The 19,875-nt window shown below is 71.6% G+C and carries 17 protein-coding genes; 3 read left to right on the top strand and 14 right to left on the bottom strand.

Annotated features, from left to right (window positions below):
• Window positions 1-62: 62 nt before the first annotated feature.
• Window positions 63-557 carry a carbonic anhydrase gene (locus MXD61_RS23475; RefSeq protein WP_248815590.1) on the bottom strand — a complete coding sequence of 165 codons (495 nt, stop codon included), beginning with the start codon at window positions 555-557 and terminating at the stop codon, window positions 63-65.
• Window positions 558-1,273: 716 nt separating this feature from the next.
• Between MXD61_RS23475 and MXD61_RS23470 the strand changes: the two genes are divergently transcribed.
• Window positions 1,274-2,620 carry an NtaA/DmoA family FMN-dependent monooxygenase gene (locus MXD61_RS23470; protein WP_248815589.1) on the top strand — a complete coding sequence of 449 codons (1,347 nt, stop codon included), beginning with the start codon at window positions 1,274-1,276 and terminating at the stop codon, window positions 2,618-2,620.
• Window positions 2,621-2,868: 248 nt separating this feature from the next.
• On the opposite strand, the gene MXD61_RS23465 is transcribed toward MXD61_RS23470, so the two are convergent.
• The 4 genes from MXD61_RS23465 to mscL all read right to left on the bottom strand — a co-directional run bounded on the left by MXD61_RS23465 (window position 2,869) and on the right by mscL (window position 7,169).
• Complete coding sequence (locus MXD61_RS23465) at window positions 2,869-3,336, bottom strand: LuxR C-terminal-related transcriptional regulator (protein ID WP_248815588.1); 468 nt, start codon at window positions 3,334-3,336, stop codon at window positions 2,869-2,871.
• A 1,753-nt stretch (window positions 3,337-5,089) separates the two neighbouring features.
• Window positions 5,090-5,584 (bottom strand): pyridoxamine 5'-phosphate oxidase family protein, encoded by a 495-nt coding sequence (locus tag MXD61_RS23460; protein ID WP_248815587.1) that lies wholly within the window; start codon window positions 5,582-5,584, stop codon window positions 5,090-5,092.
• A 289-nt stretch (window positions 5,585-5,873) separates the two neighbouring features.
• A complete protein-coding gene (locus MXD61_RS23455) occupies window positions 5,874-6,593 on the bottom strand; it encodes a GNAT family N-acetyltransferase (RefSeq protein ID WP_248815586.1) in 720 nt (239 codons plus the stop codon).
• A complete protein-coding gene (mscL, locus tag MXD61_RS23450; protein WP_308222829.1) occupies window positions 6,594-7,169 on the bottom strand; it encodes a large conductance mechanosensitive channel protein MscL in 576 nt (191 codons plus the stop codon).
• Window positions 7,170-7,472: 303 nt separating this feature from the next.
• On the opposite strand from mscL, the gene MXD61_RS23445 reads away from it, so the two are divergent.
• Window positions 7,473-8,336, top strand: a complete 864-nt coding sequence (locus MXD61_RS23445) for an NAD(P)H-binding protein (protein WP_248815585.1) — start codon at window positions 7,473-7,475, stop codon at window positions 8,334-8,336.
• Window positions 8,337-8,429: 93 nt separating this feature from the next.
• Here MXD61_RS23445 and MXD61_RS23440 read toward each other — a convergent pair whose 3' ends face one another.
• From MXD61_RS23440 to MXD61_RS23400, 9 genes are all read right to left on the bottom strand, one after another.
• Complete coding sequence (locus MXD61_RS23440) at window positions 8,430-8,975, bottom strand: NUDIX hydrolase (RefSeq protein ID WP_248815584.1); 546 nt, start codon at window positions 8,973-8,975, stop codon at window positions 8,430-8,432.
• A 139-nt stretch (window positions 8,976-9,114) separates the two neighbouring features.
• Window positions 9,115-10,341 (bottom strand): M20 family metallopeptidase, encoded by a 1,227-nt coding sequence (locus MXD61_RS23435; RefSeq protein ID WP_374629468.1) that lies wholly within the window; start codon window positions 10,339-10,341, stop codon window positions 9,115-9,117.
• Window positions 10,342-10,577: 236 nt separating this feature from the next.
• Entirely contained in the window at window positions 10,578-12,383 is a 1,806-nt protein-coding gene (mctP, locus tag MXD61_RS23430) for a monocarboxylate uptake permease MctP (RefSeq protein WP_251080497.1), read from the bottom strand.
• 50 nt (window positions 12,384-12,433) lie between these two features.
• On the bottom strand, window positions 12,434-12,832 hold the full coding sequence (locus MXD61_RS23425) for a DUF3311 domain-containing protein (protein WP_248815581.1): 399 nt from the start codon (window positions 12,830-12,832) through the stop codon (window positions 12,434-12,436).
• A 79-nt stretch (window positions 12,833-12,911) separates the two neighbouring features.
• Window positions 12,912-13,652, bottom strand: coding sequence for a GPP34 family phosphoprotein (locus MXD61_RS23420; protein WP_248815580.1), 741 nt, complete (start codon window positions 13,650-13,652; stop codon window positions 12,912-12,914).
• 155 nt (window positions 13,653-13,807) lie between these two features.
• Window positions 13,808-14,413: a response regulator gene (locus MXD61_RS23415; protein ID WP_248815579.1), complete on the bottom strand. Its 606-nt coding sequence runs from the start codon at window positions 14,411-14,413 to the stop codon at window positions 13,808-13,810.
• Window positions 14,410-15,954 carry a sensor histidine kinase gene (locus tag MXD61_RS23410; protein ID WP_248815578.1) on the bottom strand — a complete coding sequence of 515 codons (1,545 nt, stop codon included), beginning with the start codon at window positions 15,952-15,954 and terminating at the stop codon, window positions 14,410-14,412. Before MXD61_RS23410 ends, MXD61_RS23415 begins: the two co-directional genes overlap by 4 nt.
• Complete coding sequence (locus tag MXD61_RS23405) at window positions 15,954-16,766, bottom strand: ABC transporter permease (protein WP_248815577.1); 813 nt, start codon at window positions 16,764-16,766, stop codon at window positions 15,954-15,956. The genes MXD61_RS23410 and MXD61_RS23405 overlap by 1 nt, the downstream gene beginning before the upstream one ends.
• Window positions 16,763-17,797 carry an ABC transporter ATP-binding protein gene (locus MXD61_RS23400; RefSeq protein WP_248815576.1) on the bottom strand — a complete coding sequence of 345 codons (1,035 nt, stop codon included), beginning with the start codon at window positions 17,795-17,797 and terminating at the stop codon, window positions 16,763-16,765. Before MXD61_RS23400 ends, MXD61_RS23405 begins: the two co-directional genes overlap by 4 nt.
• Window positions 17,798-18,070: 273 nt before the next feature.
• Between MXD61_RS23400 and MXD61_RS23395 the strand changes: the two genes are divergently transcribed.
• The gene (locus tag MXD61_RS23395; protein WP_374629466.1) at window positions 18,071-19,837 is read left to right on the top strand and encodes an MFS transporter; all 1,767 of its coding nucleotides are present in this window, start codon (window positions 18,071-18,073) and stop codon (window positions 19,835-19,837) included.
• Window positions 19,838-19,875: the final 38 nt, after the last annotated feature.

Raw genomic sequence — 19,875 nt, 5'->3', positions numbered from 1 at the left:
CGGCCCTGCCCGCGGCCCCTGCCCGCGGTTCTGACACGTGCGTCGGCAGCGCGGGGTGGGGGTCAGCGCACCTCGGTCAGGGTGCCCTTCTCGACCGAGTAGACGAAGCCGCGGACCTTGTCCCGGTGCGGGATGAAGGGGCTGGCCGTGATGCGCGCGATCGACTGGCGGACGTCGTCCTCGAGGTTGGTGAAGGTCTCGACGGACCAGGCCGGGCGGATGCCGGTGTCCTCGGCGATCTGCGCCTTGAACTGCTCGTCGGTGAAGGTCAGCATGCCGCAGTCGGTGTGGTGGATCAGGATGATCTCGCGGGTGCCGAGCAGGCGCTGGCTGATCGCCAGCGAGCGGATCTCGTCGTCGGTGACCGCACCGCCGGCGTTGCGGATGACGTGCGCGTCCCCCTCCTGGAGGCCGAGCAGACCGTAGACGTTGAGCCGGGCGTCCATGCAGGCCACGACGGCGACGCCGAGCCTCGGGGGCAGCGGCAGCTCGCCGGCGGTGAAGACCTGCGCGTAGTGGGTGGCGTTGTCGAGCAGGGTGTCGGTGCTGGTGGTCATCTCGCCTCCAGGCGGGTCCACGCCGCGGACACACCGGGGCACGGCACGACGCGGCGTTCGAGTGGACGTGCTGCGGCGGCGCCCGAACCAGGCGCGTCCTGGCGGCCACGCCGCTTTGGGTGTGGACGACGTACCGGGTGGGACGACGTACCGGGTGGACGACGTGCGCGGGGAAGCCGCGGGCCTCAGCGGCCGGCGTGGCCGGGGTGACCGCCGGGACACAGCGAGGCCGCGACCAGGAGCAGGTCGATGTGGCGTCGCTGGACGAGCGGCGGCAGAGCCGGCATGCACGAACCGAAACACGGCGGCACCCACCCCGCCAACCGGCAGTCCAAGTGTCACATCTCACATATTGATGTGGCCTGGGTGAATTAACCGCAGGTCAGGTGGGATGCGGAGCGATGCTCATCCGGGTTTTCCCCGTGGCACAGCTCACAGGGGGAGGGGTTGACCGTATCCGGACGGCCTCGCAGAGTCGAATGTGTGCGCGCCTCCGCCGTTCTGACGTGCCGCCGTTGCATCGACTACTGCCGAACCTCCACCAGCCGCTGTCGCCACTGATCGCAGGGGCGCGGGTCCACGCCGTCCACGATGGCGTCTCGCCGTCCGGGCTGGGCCCGGTCGTTCCGGGCTGGCGCGCCACCCCGCGTCCGCCCGCCTGGCCGGGGCTGACCGGCCGTCCGGTAGTCACCCACGACCGACCGCGGAGGACCCTCATGAGCCGGCCGACCAAGCAGATCCATCTGGCGGCGCACTTCCCCGGGGTGAACAACACGACGGTGTGGGCCGATCCCGCCGCCGGCAGCCAGATCGAGTTCGACTCGTTCGTGCACCTGGCCCGTACCGCGGAGCGGGCCCGCTTCGACTTCTTCTTCCTCGCCGAGGGGCTGCGGCTGCGGGAGCAGAACGGCCGCATCCACGACCTTGATGTCATGGGCCGACCGGACACCTTCACCGTGCTCGCCGCGCTCGCCGCCGTCACCGAGCATCTCGGGCTCGCCGGCACCATCAACTCGACGTTCAACGAACCGTACGAGGTGGCCCGCCAGTTCGCGAGCCTGGACCACCTGTCGGCCGGACGGGCGGCGTGGAACGTCGTCACCTCCTGGGACGCGTTCACCGGTGAGAACTTCCGCCGCGGCGGCTACCTGGCGGAGTCCGACCGCTACGAGCGGGCCCGCAGCTTCCTGAGCACGGCGCTGGAACTGTTCGACTCCTGGCGGCGCGACGAGGTGCTCGCCGACGCCAGCGCGGGACGGTTCCTGCGCGAACCCGGGCCGGGGGCCTTCTCGCGTCACGACGCGTTCTTCGACATCGAGGGTCACTTCAACGTCCCGCGCAGCCCCCAGGGCCGTCCGGTGATCTTCCAGGCGGGTGACTCCGACGCCGGACGGGAGTTCGCCGCCGCGAGCGCCGACGCGATCTTCAGCCGGCACAGCGCGTTCGAGGCGGGCCAGGAGTTCTACGCCGACATCAAGGGTCGGCTGGCCAGGTACGGCCGTTCGCCGCGGGATCTGGTCGTCCTGCCGGCGGCCACGTTCGTCCTGGCCGACACCGACGCCGAGGCACGCGAGCGGGCCGCGCTGATCCGCCGCCAGCAGGTCAGCGGCGCCACCGCGATCATGTACGCCGAGCAGCTCTGGAACCGGGACCTGACCAGCTTCGACCCGGAGGGACCGCTCCCGTCGGTCGACCCGCTGCCCGGGGAGAACACCGTCTCCAAGGGGCGGGCGAGCGTGCGGATGTTCGATGACCGGGTCGCGACGGTGCGGGCCTGGCGGGAACTCGCCGAGGCCAAGAAGCTCTCGCTGCGGGAGGTGGTGATCGAGGTCAGCGGCCGCCAGCAGTTCGTCGGCTCACCGCACACGGTCGCGCAGACGATCAACCATTTCGTCCAGTCGGATGCCAGCGACGGCTTCATCCTCGTCCCGCACATCACCCCCGGCGGGTTGGACGAGTTCGCCGACACGGTCGTGCCGCTGCTACAGGAGTGGGGGGTGTTCCGCACCGAGTACACCGGCTCGACCCTGCGCGAGCACCTCGGCCTCACCCCCCTGGACTAGACCGGGTTCCCCCTGGACCAGACGGCTCCGCCTGGTCCAGGGAGGCCGCCTCACGCGGCCGGGGTGACTCGGGTGAGCGGGCGAGGGCTCGCCCGCGCCGCGCCGGAGCGCCCGCGCCTGGCCGGGGTGGTGAGTGCGCGGGCGGTCCGGGTGCGAGGGTGCGTGGTGGTGGACGATCCGGCATGGAGGGTGTGCCGGAGCGTGCGCGCGGCCGGGACCCAGCCGTGGTTCAGGGACCCAGCCGTGGTTCAGTCGAGGAGGCCGATCTGGCGGGCGGTGTGCACGGCCGCGGTTCGGTTGCGCACGCCCATTTTGCGCATGATGCTGCGCATGTAGGTTTTCACGGTCTCGGCCTGGATGGTGAGCTGCTCGGCGGCCTCGCCGTTGGAACAGCCCGTCGCCACCAGCGTGAGCACTTCCATCTCCCGCAGGGTGAGTCGGAAGGGCGGTGGCTTGGCGGGGGTCGGCGCGGTCGGCTCGGTGCGCAGCAGCGAGTAGATGCGCAGGATCCGCCGTCGTAGGTGCGGTGTGGTGAGCTGGGCGCTGAGCTCGAGCAGTTCGAGCTGGGCCAGTCGGACCCGCTCCTTCTGGGATCGTGCGTCGGTCGGCAGCTCGTCAGCGGTCAGTGGACCCGACGCTCGGTCGAAGCCGGCGGCGCTCATCGCCCGCGGCGGGCGGGCATGAATCGCTGCTGGATCCGATACCACTGGGGCCATCGTGCTCCTCTCCCTGTCCACTCCGGAGTACCCGGCCCCTTTGGCCGCCTGCCGCCGGCAGGCCGTCGTAGCCCTGCCGGCGGATTCGTCCGGGGACCGGACTTAAGATCAGCCGTACACCACCTTTGTGGGTGACCGCGGCTGGACCGGCCCGCCGCAGAAGTGGGCGTCCTGGCACTCCCACTCCTTCCGGTTGAGCGTGCATCGCCGGTCCACCGCGGTCGGCTACATCGAAAAGGTTATCCCGCGCTCCGGTCGTTTCGTCAATGGCCGAACCGGCGATGTGCGAGAACAGACGCCGACCGCCGATGAACCGTGGGATGGTCCCCCCAACGGCGACTCCCGCTCGACCTGCCCGGATGTGCGAGCCGGACGCCGCCACCATCGGCCGGCGGATTGCCGGTGACCTGGAACTGGATTGTAATTCGCTGCCCGGGAGTATCGGCGGACGGCGGATGCGCATTCATTCGGCAGTCGGCATACGCCCGGTCGTCTGCACGGGAATCCGGCGTGCGTCCACGGTGCGCGCGGCCCGCGCCCGCCGGTCGGGGCTCACCTGGGACCGAATCCCGTCCGGTGGATGCCCAGTGGTGGACGGCGTAGCCCGAGCAGGGCCCCTGGCTGTACCGTCACGGTCTCCATGCCCGGTGGGCATGGACGTCTGACCATCGGGTCCAGTCGGCGCGCTCTGGCGCTTCTGGGCCGCCTGGCTGGCGTCCGGCCGTTCGGGAGCGGTGCCGGTCAGGCGCGAAGCGGTGCCATGTGGGACGGGTGGCGGTGCGGATCCCAGCCAGGTCCGAGTATGGCCATGGCTGTGGACGGCCCGTTTCCGACGGCGGTATACCGAACTCGCGAAGGCCCGTCAGCGGGTTATCCGGCGACGATGGGGTGCGGCCGGCCAACACGGCGCCGAACCGTCGGTACCGGCAATGCGGACAGCATGGTGCGAGAAGCACCGTGAATGGCCGAACAAAATTTTGCACAAGGTGCCGGGAGGTATGCGGAGAAAGTGCCGCGTGGTGCGCGGGCAAGGGGTACGGGCCGGTCGCTGGCCGTCGTTCGACGATGTCGGTTCGCGGCCGGAGATTCGCGTGGAATGCCCTTTGTGTTGTTATGTTTCTGTGGGCGTTCCGTGCTCCGAAATCCGGTTCGCGCATGCTCGTCGAAGCGGCCTGAGCGGGCGGCTGACCTGGCGGTGTCTGCACGGGTGACGTCCGCGGGCCAGGAAACCCGACCGGGGCCCACCTCGACACGGTGGGTGAACCGTGGGTCCATACCGGGTGGAAGGTGGGCGGGTGGCGTTGGGTGGATGTTCCATGGTGTTCGATGGGTGGTCCGTGGCGCGTGGGTGGTGGCGGACGAGTCGCGGCGCGCGGATGTCGCGCGGGTGTGAGATGCGGGCCGTGGTGCGTCCCGCGGGTGACCCGGGCCGCCCGGGCGGGCACGGGGGAGCCGTCGGGCGAGGTGCGCGCATCGCGGAGCGCGGTGCCGGGACGCGCGTACCGCGGGCGGCGCCGCGGCGGGCGGCTCGGACATCGGCGGATACCCGCCGAGGGATCGGAGCGGCCGGGCGCTATCGTCGCCCGGCGTGGAAGTGGTGTCAGCGGTCAGCGGATTCTGATGGGTGAATCCGGCCGTCCATCCGGAACCGGATCGGGCGGATGGGAGCGAACGGGGTGCGGGTACGTCCCTGTTCTGACAAACCACCGAAAGTGCCCATGATCGTCCGCTTTCTGCGGTTTTACCCAGGAGGCTAGGAGTGCGCGACGACGCGTCCGGTCATCGTCTCGGGGTGGATTCGCACCCAGTGCGGATGATCGATCCGGTCCGCCCAGGGGGTGAGTCCGGTGGCCTCGAGCCGGGCCAGGGTGTCGGGGTCCTTGACCTGCACCGCACGCCCGTTGATCAGAACGCTCCAGCCGGCGCGGGCCGCCGCGTCATGCCCGTCGACCTCGAAGCCGACCGCGTCCTCGTCGAGGGCCACGGCGAGCTTCGACCCGGTCGCCGTGCGGAACGCGATCGCGTCGCCGTCGAGCACGTAGTTGACCGGCAGCACGAGGATCTCGCCGTTCGCGCGGAACGCCACCCGCCCCACCTGCTCCCCGGAGAGCAGCCACAGGCAGGTCGAGGTCGGCAGGACCCCACCGCCGGCATGGTCGAGGGTGACGGCCGTACTGTCCCGACCACTCGTGATGATCTCGCCGTTGCTCGCCGTGGTACCGCGTCCGCCCGCGTTCGCCGATGTCATCGCGTGTTCCCCTCGTCCGCTGGGTGGGCATCCGCACCACCCCCGACGCCGACCGGCGCCACGCCGCCTCGCGCCAGGACGGCGGGGCGGTGGGGCGGTGGGGCCGTTCGACGACGTCCGGTTCGACCGTAAGGCGGGACCGGCCCACCGGTCAGGGGCCGATGGTCGTCCACCACCCGGGCTGTCCGGCACGGTTGGACCCGTCCGTGGGCCACCACCGCGCCACCCGCGTGGCAGCGTTACCCGCGGGGCGGCGCTGGCCGGCCCGTCCGGGCGGGCGTGGCCGGGCTCAGGCGACCGGCTCGTCCGCCTCGCTGGGACGTGGCGCCGGTGCGCCGACGGGGATGCGGACGGCGCGGAAGGCGACGGTGCGGCGGATCTCGAAACCGAGCCGCTCGTACAGCCGGATCGCGTTGGTGTTGTCGGCCAGGGTGTGCAGGAACGGACGTTCGCCGCGGGCCCGGATGCCGGCGGCGACCGCGCGGACCAGCCGGCCCGCGAGCCCCTGGCCCCGCTGGGCGGGATCGGTGCACACGGCGCTGATCTCCGTCCACCCCGGTGGATGCATCCGCTCACCGGCCATCGCCACCAGCGTGCCGCCCTGGCGAATACCCAGATAGGTGCCCATCTCGATGGTGCGGGGCAGGAACGGGCCGGGCTTGGCGCGGGCCACCAGGTCGAGCATCTCGGGAACGTCGGCCGCGGTGAGCCGGACGGCCTCGGGATCGGGCGCCGCCCGCATCGAGACGTCGATCATCTGCACCCCGGCGCCGATGTCGTTGACCTCCCAGCCCGGGGGTGGCGTCGCGTCCAGGGTGTAGAGGATCAGGGCGCCGGGGCCGAGCAGGTGCGCGGCGTCATGCCAGGCGGCGAGGTCCGGTTCGTCCGGCAGGCCGAGGAAGGGGCAGACGTCGGGCGGGAAACGCAGGACCGCGCCGTGACCCTCGGCGAGATGCGCCTGCGGCCCGAGCAGTGCGGCCCGAACGGGATTGTCCAACGGATGCGACACCTACCCATCCTCGCCGATTCCGCCGCGTGCCCGCTGCCCCTCCCCGGATCCGATGGACGAGGCGGGCTCGGGGACGCGGGTGACCTGGGCGGCCCGCGTGGTCTGGGGGGTCGCGGTGGTGGTGAGCAGGTCCCGGATCTCGGCGAGCAGCCGGGCCTCGTCACTGATCACCGGTGTCGCCTCGGGCTCGGACCTGCCGCGCCTGCGCAGCTTGGCCGCCCTGGTCATCGGCAGGACCACGACGAAGTACACCGTCGAGGCCACGAACAGGAAGGTCACCAGGCTGTTGAGGAACAGTCCGTAGCGGAACCTGCTGTGATGGATCGTGAACGACAGGTTGGCGAAGTCCGGTTTCCCACCGACCGCGGCGATCAGCGGCGTGAGCAGATCGTCGACCATCGCCCTGACCACCGCGGTGAACGCCGTACCGATGATCACCGCGACGGCCAGGTCGATGACGTTCCCGCGCATCAGGAACTTCCGGAAGCCCGCGAGCCCCGGCCGGATCACCCGGACCGACGGCTGCACGACCTCCCGACCGCGATCGACAACCTTGCGCACCTTGCGGACACCCACCAGATCATCTCCTCGACCCCGAGGCTTCTCGGACGTCCGTCCGTTATGACCGTCAAAGGAGAGTTCAATCGGATATGAGAGGTAGTTGCCAGCCCGGTGGTGCCCCCCGCGTCGGCGGAAGCTGGTGGGAGCGGGGTGCAGACAGGGGCCGGCGTGTCCTGGCTGCCGGTCCGTGTCCGTTGACCTGAAGTGGACATCAACTGCCACGCTGGCACGTGCGGGCGTCACGTCGCGCGCCGGCCCGCGGACGGAGAGAGCCGCGGCCGGAGAAAACTGTCAGAGGTCGATGGAAGGCTGCATGCCATGACGATTCTGGTAACGGGTGGGCGCGGCGCAGTGGCCCGGGCACTGGTGCGGGAACTGGTCGCCGCGGGTGAGGCGCCGCGCATCGCCAGTCGTGAGCCGGGGCGGGTGGCCGGGGTCGGCGAGGTGCCGGTCGTCCCGCTCGATCTGGCTCGACCCGAGACGGTGCCGGCCGCGCTCGAGGGTGTGCGTGCGGTGTTCCTGTACGCGGAGCCCGCCGGTATCGACGGGTTCCTGGCGGCGGCGCTGGCGTCGAAGGTGGAGCGGATCGTGCTGCTGTCGTCGTTGTCGGCGCAGCGGGCGGCCGGGCCGGGTGGTGAGCAGAACGTGCTGACCCGGCGGCACACCGCGGTGGAGGAGGCGATCGCCGCCAGCGGTCTTTCCTGGACGTTCGTGCGCCCCGGCACGTTCGCGACCAACGCGCTCGGCTGGGCGGCGGCGATCCGGGCCAACCAGCCGGTGTGGGAGGCGTATCCCGAGTCGCACTCGGCGCCGGTCCACGAGCGTGACATCGCCGCGGTGTCCGCCGCCGCGCTGCTCACGCCCGGGCATGACGGCGCCATCCACGCGATGACCGGTCCCGCGTCGTTGACCCGGCGGCATCAGCTCGAGCTGATCGCCGTGGCCATCGGTCGTCCCGTGCAGCTCGCGGTCGAGTCACCGGCGCAGGCGAAGGAGCGGATGCTCGCCGCGATGGGCGCGGGCGCCTGGCCCGGTCTCGCCGACACGTTGCTCGGCTACCAGGCCGCGACCGACGGCATCCCGGCTCCCGTGCACGATGTCGTGCCGGCCATCCTCGGCCGCCCGTCCCTGACCTTCGCCGACTGGGCCGCCGAGCACGCCACCGCCTTCACCACCGGCTGAGGCGCGCGGGCCGAGGCGCCGCACGCCGAGGCACGGTAGGCCGAGGTCGGTATCGGCGTCGGCTGGTCGGTGGTGTGGCCGCCGGGTGGGCGCTCAGCCGGCGAGCATGGCGGTGATGCGTCGGCTGGCGGGATGGTGCAGGTCGGAGACGGGAATCCAGCGGTGGTCGATGACCTCGTCGAGGCGCAGGTCCACCGTTCCCGGCCCGGTTGACCGCTGTATCTGGAAAACGAACTGGAAGTCGTAATGGGTGTGTTCCGGTTCGGCGCGGGTCGCGTTCTCGGGAATTGTGTGCACGTCGATGTCCATGGGCAGACCGCGTAGTGGCCGGACGGCGCTGGGCTGCACACCGGTCTCCTCGGAGAGCTCCCGCAGTGCCGCGGCCTCGAGGGTTTCGTCCTCGGCCTCGACGTGCCCGCCGGGGAACAGCCAGCGGTCCAGCACCCGGTGGTGGATCTGCAGCACCCGGTAGGTCATGTCCACCGCGATCGCCCCGCAGGTCACGTGGCCAGGCAGGGTGCCGCGGGAGGTGACGGGCACATCGGTGGCCGCTAGCTCGAGCAGCGGGGCCAGCGTCTCGGCCTCCCTGGGATAGGCGACCAGATAGTCCCGGACCAGGGAGATCACCTGATCGTTCAATCTGTCTTCCTTATTCGTCGGTGGTCGGCTGTCAACGGTTTTTCGCCGGCCCGTACAGCAAGAGCGGCGACCGTCTCATGATGGCATGGCCGCAGCCCTTTTCCGGGTGTACCGGCGCGCCGTCCGAGCCGTTCCCAGGTCAGCCGCCGGTGCCCACAATGCCGTTGCCGCTGCTGGCGGCACTGGTGGCGGTGGCGCCGAGGGTGCGCAGGGCGAGTTCCGCGTACAGCGCGGCGCCGTCGGGCAGGACAGCCTCGTCGAACTGTGCGCGGGGGCTGTGGTTCATCGGCGCCGTGCGCGGATCGACACCGGGCGGGGTGGCGCCCAGGGCGATCAGACTGCCCGGCACGTGCGCGAGGACCCGGGAGAAGTCCTCCGAGCAGGCCAGCGGATGGGCCAGCTCCACGTAACGCTGGGCGCCGAACGTCTCCGTGACCGCCCGCGCGGCCAGGGCCGCCCGCACCGGATCGTTGACCGTCGCCGGCCGTTCGGGCACGAACGCCACGTCCACCTCGACGCCGTGCGCCGCGGCGATCCCGGCCAGCAGCCGCCGCGCGCAGACCTCCACCCGGTCGGCGGTCGCCGGGGTGAACGTCCGCACCGTCGCCTCGAACATCGCCTCGTCCGGGATGACCGTGCGCCGCGTCCCCGCCCGCAGCACCCCCACGGTGATCACCACCGGGTCGAACACGTCGAACTGCCGGGTCACCATCGTCTGCAGCCCGAGCACCATCTCGGCCGCCGCCGTCACCGGATCGGCGGCCAGATGCGGCATCGACCCGTGCCCACCCTGCCCCCGCACCTGCACCCGCAGCATCGCCGACGCGGACGTGATCGCCCCCGCCCGCGCCCCGAAGCTGCCAGCCGGCAGCACCCCGGAGAACACGTGCAGCGCGTACGCCGCCGTCACCGGCCGTCCCGCCGCCACCAGCACACCCTCGTCGATCATGTGCTGCGCGCCCTCCCAGCCCTCCTCGCCCGGCTGGAACATGAGCACCACATCGCCGGCGAGTCGCTCCCGGTGCGCACACAGCAACCGGGCCGCCCCCACCAGCATCGCCGTGTGCAGATCATGCCCGCAGGCATGCATCACCCCCGCCACACCGGACGCCCCCGCGAGCCCCGTCCCCTCCTGCACCGGCAGCGCATCCATGTCGCCACGCAGCAACACCACCGGCGCCTCGTCCGGGGCGAGCGCGCCGCCGCGCAGGACGGCGGTCACCGAGGTCAGATCCCGACCGAGGGTGATCTCCAGAGGCAGCCCGTCGAGTGCGGCGAGCACCTTCTCCTGCGTGCGGGGCAGCGCCAGCCCGATCTCCGGCTCCCGGTGCAGCCGTCGACGCAGCCCCACGAGGTCGTCCGCCATCGCCTGCGCGTCCCCGACCAGCCGATCGTCGAGTGCCAGGCCGTCGGATGCGCTCCTGTCCTCCACCGCGGCCATGCCCGTCCTCCCCCTGTGCGCGCCAGCCAGCGGGCCGGCCCTCACCTCCAGTGTGCGCGGCGCCCATCCGGTCGCGGACAGCCACCATCCACGGGTCGGATCGGCCGGGCGTGGGCTCTGAAGGGTGGGATGGCGCAGGCCACGCTGGTCTGGGTGGCGGGCTACTGGTCGGGTTGCTCTCGGTCGCCGGTGTGGTGGGTGGTGCCCGCGGCGGAAGGCGGGGTGCTGGCGGGGCGGATGACGGTCGTGGGCTGGCCGGGCCGGGTGGTGGGAATGGCGGCTGGGAGCGGGGCGGCGGTCCGCGGCGACGCCTGGGCGCCCACCAGGGTGCCGGGGCGCGTGGGATGGTCGTCCACGGTGGGGGTGGGGGCCAAGGTGAGGTCCTGGCCGTTGGGGACGCGCAGGGCGCGGAGCAGCAGGGTGCCGGCGATGGCGATGGCCAGGTTGAGGGTGAAGGCGGTCAGGGCGATGTAGCCGGTGCGGCCCAGGCCCGGGACCACGGCCAGCGCGCCGCCGAAGTGCTTCGCGACCAGGCTGTGCTGGTGGTAGGCCTGCACGGTGCCGTAGGTCATGCCAACCGCCCAGCCGGTGAGCAGCGCGTAGCGGTGCAGGCGGGGGCGCCACAGGCCGAGGACGACGGCGGGGAAGGTCTGCAGCATCCACACGCCGCCGAGGAGTTGCAGGTTGATCGAGTTCTGGGTGTCAAGGCCAAGGACGAACACCAGCGCGCCGAACTTCACCAGCAGCGAGGCGACCTTCGACACCCGGGTCTGTTCGGCGGCGGACGCCTCCCGGCGCAGATACCCGACGTAGATGGTGCGGGTGAACAGGTTCGCCGCGGCGATCGACATGATGGCCGCCGGTACGAGCGCGCCGACGGCGATCGCCGCGAACGCCACCCCGGCGAACCAGGCGGGGAACTCGTGGTCGAACAGCAGCGGAATCGCGAGCCTCGGGTTCGTGGTGTGCACCCCGGCGGCGATCGCGACATATCCGAGCAGTGCGATGAAAGCCAGCAGCACCGCGTACAGCGGCAGGACGACGGCGTTGCGCCGAATCACGTTCCGGGAGCGGGTCGACAGCACCCCGGTGATCGAATGCGGGTAGAGGAACAGCGCCATCGCCGAACCGAGGGCGAGCGTGGCATAGGCGAGCAGGTCCTTCGAACCCGGGATGAGGGTGGCGCTCGGCTTGCGTCCGGCGGCGACGGCGGCCGCGTTCGCCGTGTCGAACTTGTGCTGGGCCGCGTCGAAGATGTGCCCGAATCCGCCGAAGCGGTGGGGGAGCACCACGATGGCCACCGCCACCACCAGATAGATCAGGAAATCCTTGACGAACGCGAGCAGCGCCGGTGCCCGCAGCCCCGCCGTGTAGGTGCACACGGCCAGCACACCGAACGCGACGATCACCGGCAGGTCCCGGACGAACCCGCTGGTCGCCCCCGCCCCGACCCCCATCACCTCGAGCACCGCCTGCATCCCGACCAGCTGCAACGCGATGTACGGCATGGTCGCGACCACCCCGGTGACGGCGACCGCGAGCGCCAGGGTCTGCGAGCCGTACCGGCCACGGACGAGATCCGCCGGCGTCACATAGCCATGGCGGCGCGAGACGTCCCACAGGCGTGGCATGACCACGAAGAAGATCGGCCAGATCATCGTGGTGAAGGCGACGGCATACCACCCGGACACCGCCCCCGACGCGTACATCGCCCCTGGCACCGCCACGAACGTGTACGCGGTGAACACGTCCCCGCCGATCAGGAACCACGCGACGAACCCGCCGAACCGCCGTCCGCCCAGCCCCCACTCGTCCAGGCTGTTGAGTTCCTTCCCACCGCGCCGCCACCGTGACGCCCAGAAGCCGAGCACCACGACCACGGCGAACAACACCGCGAACACGGCGAACTGCTCCCCGTGAAACGTCGCCCCCGGCTGCGCGTCCGCCGCGGCCACGGCCGCTGCCATCACCTTCGTCGCCGTGGCCACGGCCGGCGCCGATCCCGCTTCGAGGGCGCTCACCGGTCCTGTCCGTCCGCGGCGTCCCGCCCGCGCTGCTCGGCGAGCACGGCCCGGTCGTGGTGGGGATGTTCGCCCAGCCGACGGGCCGGCCCGGGCCGGCCGGGCCTGGTGGCCTGGGCCGCCCCCTGGTCGGGGTGGGCGGGGAAGCGTCCCAGCAGCCAGACGCAGGCCGCCATGGTGATCGCGCCCACGGGTAGCCACAGCAGCGTGTACCAGTAGAAGAACGGCAGCCCCCACAGCTGCGGATCGCGGCGGGCATACGTTCCGACCAGCAGGAACGCGACGATCTGGGCGCCGAGGACGGCGGCGGCGGCGATCCGGGCGGCCAGCGCCCCACCTCGGACACCGGCCTGCGGCTCCCGCACCCGACCATCGGGATGGCGCTTCGTGGCCATTGAATCGCGTGCGGACATCATCCGGCGTCTCCCCGTCGAGGGCTGTTTCGTGCAGTACTCAGCCCGTCACCCTAGGGGATCATCGTGGTGTGTCGCCGACGACCTGCGCGCCTCGATGTAGCACGACCGTGGTCTCGGGTCGTGGTCTCAGCCGGAGGTGGCTCCGGGGGGGGGGGGGGGGGGCGGGGGGGGGGGCGCCGGGGGCCGCCGCCTGCTGGGCCTCCTGGATGACCTTGCGCACGATGGGCGCGATCGGCGTCTGGTCCGTCGCCGTTCTGATCCGCTCCTTGGCCTGCCTGCGGTCGGCACGCGCCGGCGCGACCACCTCCAACAGCCGGGATGGCCCCGACAGCGCGAGCACCGTCGCCGTGCGCGGGTCGAGCGGCCAGTCGCTGGCCGCCGCCGCCCGCATCCGCTCGACGACCTCGTCCCGGGCCTTGGGATACAGCACCGGATGGCGCGTGACCGGTACCAGCAGCACCCGGTCCCGTCGCCGTCCCAGCACCCCTTCCTCCACCAGTCCGTCGACCACCCGCGACCACGCCCCGCCGAGCCCCTTGTCCATCCGACGCAGCTGGTCGGCGGCGCGGCGGCCACGCAGCGTGCCGAGCAGGGAATGCGCGTCCGCGAGCAGCGGATGGCTCGGCGCGGGACCCGCCGGGGCGAGGCGCCGCCCGTCCTCGACGACGAGCCCGTCCAACCCGAGTTCCGCGACCAGCGCACCGCCGAGCGCGACGTTCAGCGGCGAGCGGGAACTGTTCACCGCCGTGCCGCGCTCCGGGTCAAGTGCCAGCAGCAACAGTTCCTCGGCGAGCAACATGGCGCCCCCTCGTGATCGTCCGCTCGACGCGGGTCAGAAGTCCGAGGATCATGCCCACCCTTCGCCGTGGCAATCGTCCGTCGCCTCCCGGACACCCCCTGGCGCCCCCGCACCCAGCCTGTCGCGGCGCCTGGTGGTCGTCGGTGGGGGAGGGGTCAGAGCCAGCCGGCCTCTTCGGCGGTGCGCAGGGCCTCCATGCGGTTGCGGGTGCTGGTCTTCGCGATCACGGCGGAGAGGTAGTTGCGCACGGTGCCCTCGGAGAGGAAGAGGCGTCCGGCGATGTCGGCGACCGTGGCGCCGTCGCGGGCGGCGACCAGGACGTCACGTTCACGTCCGGTCAGGGGACTGGCACCGCCGGCGAGGGTGGCGGCGGCCAGGGTCGGGTCGACGACGCGTTCGCCGCGGGCGACCCGGCGGATGGCGTCGGCGAGGGCCTCCGCCGGCGCGTCCTTGACCACGAAGCCGAGCGCGCCGGCCTCCATGGCGCGGCGCAGGTAGCCGGTGCGGCCGAAGGTGGTCACCACGAGCACCTGGGTGTGGGGCGCGGTGGCGCGCACGGCCGCGGCGGCGGCGAGGCCGTCGATGCCGGGCATCTCGACGTCCATCAGGACGACATCCGGATGCAGCGCTGTGACCTGCGCTACCACCTCGTCGCCGCGGCCGACCTGGCCGACGACCTCGATGTCCTCCTCGAGCGCCAGCAACGCCGCGAGCGCTCCCCGCACGAGATGCTGGTCATCCGCCAGCAACACCTTGATCATCCCGGGTTCCCCCGCTCCTGACGACTCGTGACCACATCCTCGAGCTGGAGCTCGACGGGCTGGACGTGGACGGGCTGGCCCGCGACAGGGCCGACCATCGCGGCGCCGACGTCCATGGCGTCGACCACCATGGTGTCGACGTCCACGGTGTCGACGTCCATGGTGTCGACGTCCACGGTGTCGACGTCCATGGTGTCGACGTCCACGGTGTCGACGTCCATGGTGTCGACGTCGACGCGCAGCCGGAAGCCGGGCCGCGGTTCGCCCGGATGCGCAGGCCCTGCCCGCAGCTGCCCGCCGGCGGCCCGGACCCGTTCGGTCAGGCCCGCGAGCCCCGTACCCGCGCGAACGATCCCACCGGACGTGGGCGTCCCGCGGGACGTGGGTGGGCCGTGGGATCGGCCGCGGCCGTCGTCGGCGATCTCGATGGAGCAGGGGCCCAGGGTGACCCGCAGGTGGTCGGCGCCGGAGTGGCGGACCGCGTTGGTGACACCTTCGCGGACCACCCAGCCGAACAGTTCCCGCAGCTGGCCGGGGACCTCGTCACCGGAGGCGGGGAGCTGGGCGCGGATGCCGGCGGCGGCGAGCACCTGGCGGGCGGCGGCGAGTTCGGTGACGAGGCTGACCTCGCGGTAGCCGGCGACGGTGGCGCGCACGTCGGCGAGGGCCTGGCGGCCGAGGGTGGCGACCTGGGCCATCTCGTCGGCGGCGCGGGTGGGGTCGCGGGCGGCGAGCTTCGAGGCGAGTTCGGCCTTGACCGTGATGGTGGTGAGCGCATGGCCGAGCAGGTCGTGCAGGTCACGGGCGATCCGCAGGCGTTCCTGCTCCTTGGCGAGGCGTTCGATCTCCTGGTTGGCGCGGCGCAGTTCGGCCTGGTTACGGGTGCCGGCGCGGAGGCCGTGCATGGCGATCGCGGCGAACAGCACCGGTGTGGACGTCGACCACTGCGGGCCGGTGACCTGCCACCAGGCGATGTGCGCGGGCAGCCAGGTGTCGACGGCGGCGATCGCGACCACCAGCGGGATGGACACGACCGGACGCAGCAGCAGGGTGAGCGCGACGGCGAGGTAGACGGTCATGACCAGGCCGCCGCCACCGACGATCGGCAGGTAGACGGCGATGCAGGCGGTCATCCCGAGGATCAGCGGGTAACGGTAGCCCCGGCGGCCCTCGAAGACGGCCAGCGGCAGCGCCCACAGGTAGACGGCGCTGAATCCGGTCAGCACGACGCAGCCGAAGACGACGGTGGCGGCGTCGTCGTGCAGCGTGGTCATGTCGCTGACGGCGTAACCGAGGTAGATGAGGAAGACGCCGCCGACCCGCCGCCAGCGCCAGGCACCCATCCCGCGCTCGCCCGGGCGGGGCACCGGCACGGGCGAGAACAGCCAGCGGCGCAGCCCGTCACCCATCGTCATCGCCGCCTCCCCGCCGCGCGCGCCAAGCCCACCGAGCCCGCCGGATGTGCCGAGCCCACCAGATGTGCCGGACGTGCCCGGCGCGTCGGATCTGCCGGGCGCGCCGCCGGTGGCTCGGGGTGGCATCAGGTGCGCAGCTGGTCGCGCAGGTAGGCCCGCCCGGCGGCGGCGCCGAGCAGCAGCGTCCACACCACCAGGGTGATCAGGCCGCGTGCGCCGACCCAGCCGCCCTCGAGCACCGCCCGGCCGGCCTGCGCCGACCAGAACATCGGCAGCAGTTTCACGATATCGGCCAGCCAGTCGGGGAAGTTCTCCACTGGCACCCAGATCCCGCCGGCCAGGGCCAGCAGACTGAACAGTCCACCGATGATGGCCTGCATGTTCTCCGGCCGGACGAGATAGCCCAGCCAGATCGCGAAGGCACCCAGGGGCACCAGGCCGAGCAGGATCGACACGCCCGCACCGACGTAGGTCCCGACCGACAGGTGGACGCCCCGCATCGACGCGCCCGCGACGTAGACCGCCACGATCGGCAGCACCGCGAGGCTGAACCCGACCCCGAGCTTGCCGAGCACGTACTGCGGGCCGGACAGTGCGGTGAGCCGCAGCTGCCGGTTCCACCCGATCGACCGTTCCAGCGAGATCCGCCCGGCCGTCCCGAGCACCGCGTTCATCGCCCCGAAGGACGCCATGCTGATCATGATGTAGGGCGCGACGGTGAGTCCACCGAGCCGATCATCACCGCTGGACGAGCTGAACGCCGCGAACAGGATGATCGGCAGCACCAGCATGAAGATGAGCACCCGCGGGTTGCGCCACGCCCGCCGCACCTCCGTGCGGACGTAGCGCAGATAGGTGGTCAGCGCCGGCGCCGTGGCGCTCCACGCCACATCCGGCTCGTCCGCCTGGGCCTGGCCGTACATCTCACCGGCGGTCATCGGTATGCCTCCGTCCGGTCCGCGGGGCCCGCGGCGGCTGCGCGGTCAGTGCGGGATGTGCGGCCCTCGGGGTCAGCGGGGGTGGGGATGTCGGTGGGGAGGTCGGTGGTGAGGGCGACGAAGGCGTCCTCGAGGCCGGCGCCGACCACTTCGAGGTCGCGGGCGGTGGGAAAGGCGGTGAGCAGGGCGCGCAGGGCGCTGTCGCTGTCGGGGCAGGTCAGGGCGATCGATTCGCCGCGGTGCTCGACCCGGGCGACACCGGGCAGGGCGGCGAGCGCCGACAGCGCGGCGGCGTCCAGGCCGGGCAGGGTCGCGCGGATGCCGCGTCCACCGACGAGGGCCTTCACCTCGGTGGTGGGGCCGTCCGCGATGACCCGGCCGCGGCGCAGCAGGACGATGCGGTCGGCGAAGTCGTCGGCCTCCTCGAGGTAGTGCGTGGCGAACAGGACGGTGCGTCCGGTGGCGGCCCAGGCGCGCATCGACGACCAGAAGGCGCGGCGGCTCTCCACGTCCATGGCGGCCGTCGGTTCGTCCAGGACGATGAGGTCGGGGTCGGGCAGCAGGGCGAGGGCGAAGCGGATCCGCTGGCGCTGCCCGCCGGAGAGCCGGTCGGTGCGGGCGCCGGCGAGGTCGGTCACGCCGGCGCGGGCCAGCACGTCGTCCACGGTCAGGGCGTTCGGGTACAGGTCGCGCACCGACGCGAGCATCCGGCCGACGGTGATCTCCGGGAGCAGGCCGCCGTTCTGCAGCATCGCGCCGACCCTGCCGGCGACGCAGGCCTGGCGGGGGCTTCGGTCGAACAGCCGCACCTCACCGTCGTCCGGGCGGGTCAGGCCCAGCAGCATGTCGATCGTGGTGGACTTGCCGGCGCCGTTGGGCCCGAGCAGCGCCACGATCTCACCGGCGGCGATGGTGAGGTCCACGCCGTCGACGGCCTGGACGCCGCCGTACCGCTTGCGCACGCCACGCAGCGCCACACTCGACGCCACCACGCCGGACGGCCCGCCCACCGCGTAAGGGTCACTGGTCATGACCACGATCTTCCTCGGCGGTGATGCTTCGCCCCAGTCATGACCGTCACCGGTTGACCATGACAGTTGTCATGACATCCCGGATGAAGGTGGCGGAACCACCCAAAGATGTCAGCACACGGCGATCGGGTGCGATGAATTCCGTCACATCTACCGCTGACGTGAGATGGAGGGGCTAGCGTCCGTGCCGTGACGACTCCCGACTCCGCCGCGGCGAGCGGCAGCGGCAACTACAAGTGGATCGCGCTGTCGAACACGACAGTCGGCATCCTGATGGCGACGATCAACTCGTCGATCCTGCTCATCGCGCTGCCGGACATCTTCCGGGGGATCAGGATCGACCCGTTGGCGCCGGGGAACACGTCCTACTTCCTGTGGATCCTGATGGGATTCCTGCTGGTCACCGCGGTGCTGGTGGTCAGTCTCGGGCGGGTCGGCGACATGTACGGCCGGGTCCGGATGTACAACCTCGGCTTCGCGATCTTCACGGTGTTCTCGATCCTGCTGGCGGTGACGTGGATGCACGGCACCACCGCCGCCCTGTGGATCATCATCATGCGGGTCGGGCAGGGTGTGGGCGGCGCGTTCCTCTACGCCAACTCGAGCGCGATCATCACCGACGCCTTCCCGGAGAACGAACGCGGTCTCGCGCTCGGTATCAACGGTGTCGCGGCGATCGGCGGGTCCTTCCTCGGGCTGCTCATCGGCGGTCTGCTCGCCCCGGTGGAATGGCACCTGGTGTTCCTGGTGTCGGTGCCGTTCGGGGTGTTCGGGACGGTCTGGGCCTACCTGAAGCTCAAGGACAACGGAGAACGCCATCCCGCCCGTATCGACTGGGCCGGCAACATCACCTTCGCCGTGGGTCTGATCGCGATCCTCACCGGCATCATCTACGGCCTGCAGCCCTACGGCGGGCACACGATGGGCTGGACGAAGCCGTTCGTGCTGATCTGCATGTTCGGTGGGCTCGCGGTGCTGGTCGGCTTCGTGTTCATCGAACTGCGCTCGCCGGACCCGATGTTCCGACTGGACCTGTTCCGCCGCCGTGGCTTCCTGATGGGCAGTCTCACCGGACTGCTCAGTTCGCTCGCCCGCGGTGGTCTGCAGTTCATGCTGATCATCTGGCTGCAGGGGATCTGGCTGCCGCTGCACGGTTACAGCTTCGAGCGGACCCCGCTGTGGGCCGGCATCTACATGATTCCGCTGACGGTCGGTTTCCTGCTCGCCGGGCCGCTGGCCGGACGCCTCTCCGACCGTTTCGGTGCCCGCCCGTTCGCCACCCTGGGGCTCGTCCTGATGGCCGCCGCGTTCCTGCTGTTCGACGTGCTGCCGATCGACTTCAACTATGTCGCGTTCGCCGCGGTTCTGCTGCTGATGGGCCTCACGATGGGCCTGTTCGCCGCGCCGAACACCAGCGCCGTGATGGGTTCGCTGCCCGCGGACGGGCGTGGCGCCGGCGCCGGCATGCTGAACACCTTCCAGAACGCCGCCAGCGTCCTGTCGATCGGCGTGTTCTTCACGATCATCGCGCTGGGGCTGGCGTCCTCGCTACCCGGGTCGATGTTCTCCGGGCTGGTCGGCCAGGGCGTCGACCCCACCGCGGCGCACCAGGCCGCGGACCTGCCGCCGATCGGCAGCCTGTTCGCCGCCTTCCTCGGCTTCAACCCCACCCGGCAGGTGCTCGGCCCGGACGTCCTGAACTCCCTGCCCCCGGACAGGGCGGACTTCCTCACCGGCCACACCTTCTTCCCCAACCTCATCGCCGGCCCGTTCGGCGACGGCCTGCACCTGGCCTTCGGCTTCGCCGCCGCGATCTGCCTGCTCGCCGCCGCCCTGTCCTGGCTGCGTGGCCCCGACACCGCACGACGCTCCGCCGCGGGCGGTTCGGCCAGCCAGGAGGGTTCGGCCAGCGAGGAGGGTTCGGTCGTCCACGAGGGTGTGGGGCTGGCCCTGGCCGACGTCGGTGACGTCGCCTCCCTCGAGGACGGGGCCGGCGGGCTGCTGCGCTCCACGGCCCCCGACACCTCCCGCGGGCGGTGAGACCGTGCCGTTGCCCTCGGGTGACACCGTGACCGCGT

Source organism: Frankia sp. AgPm24 (assembly GCF_023243055.1).
Lineage (GTDB): Bacteria > Actinomycetota > Actinomycetes > Frankiales > Frankiaceae > Frankia > Frankia umida.
This window is presented reverse-complemented; position numbering and strand designations above follow the sequence as displayed.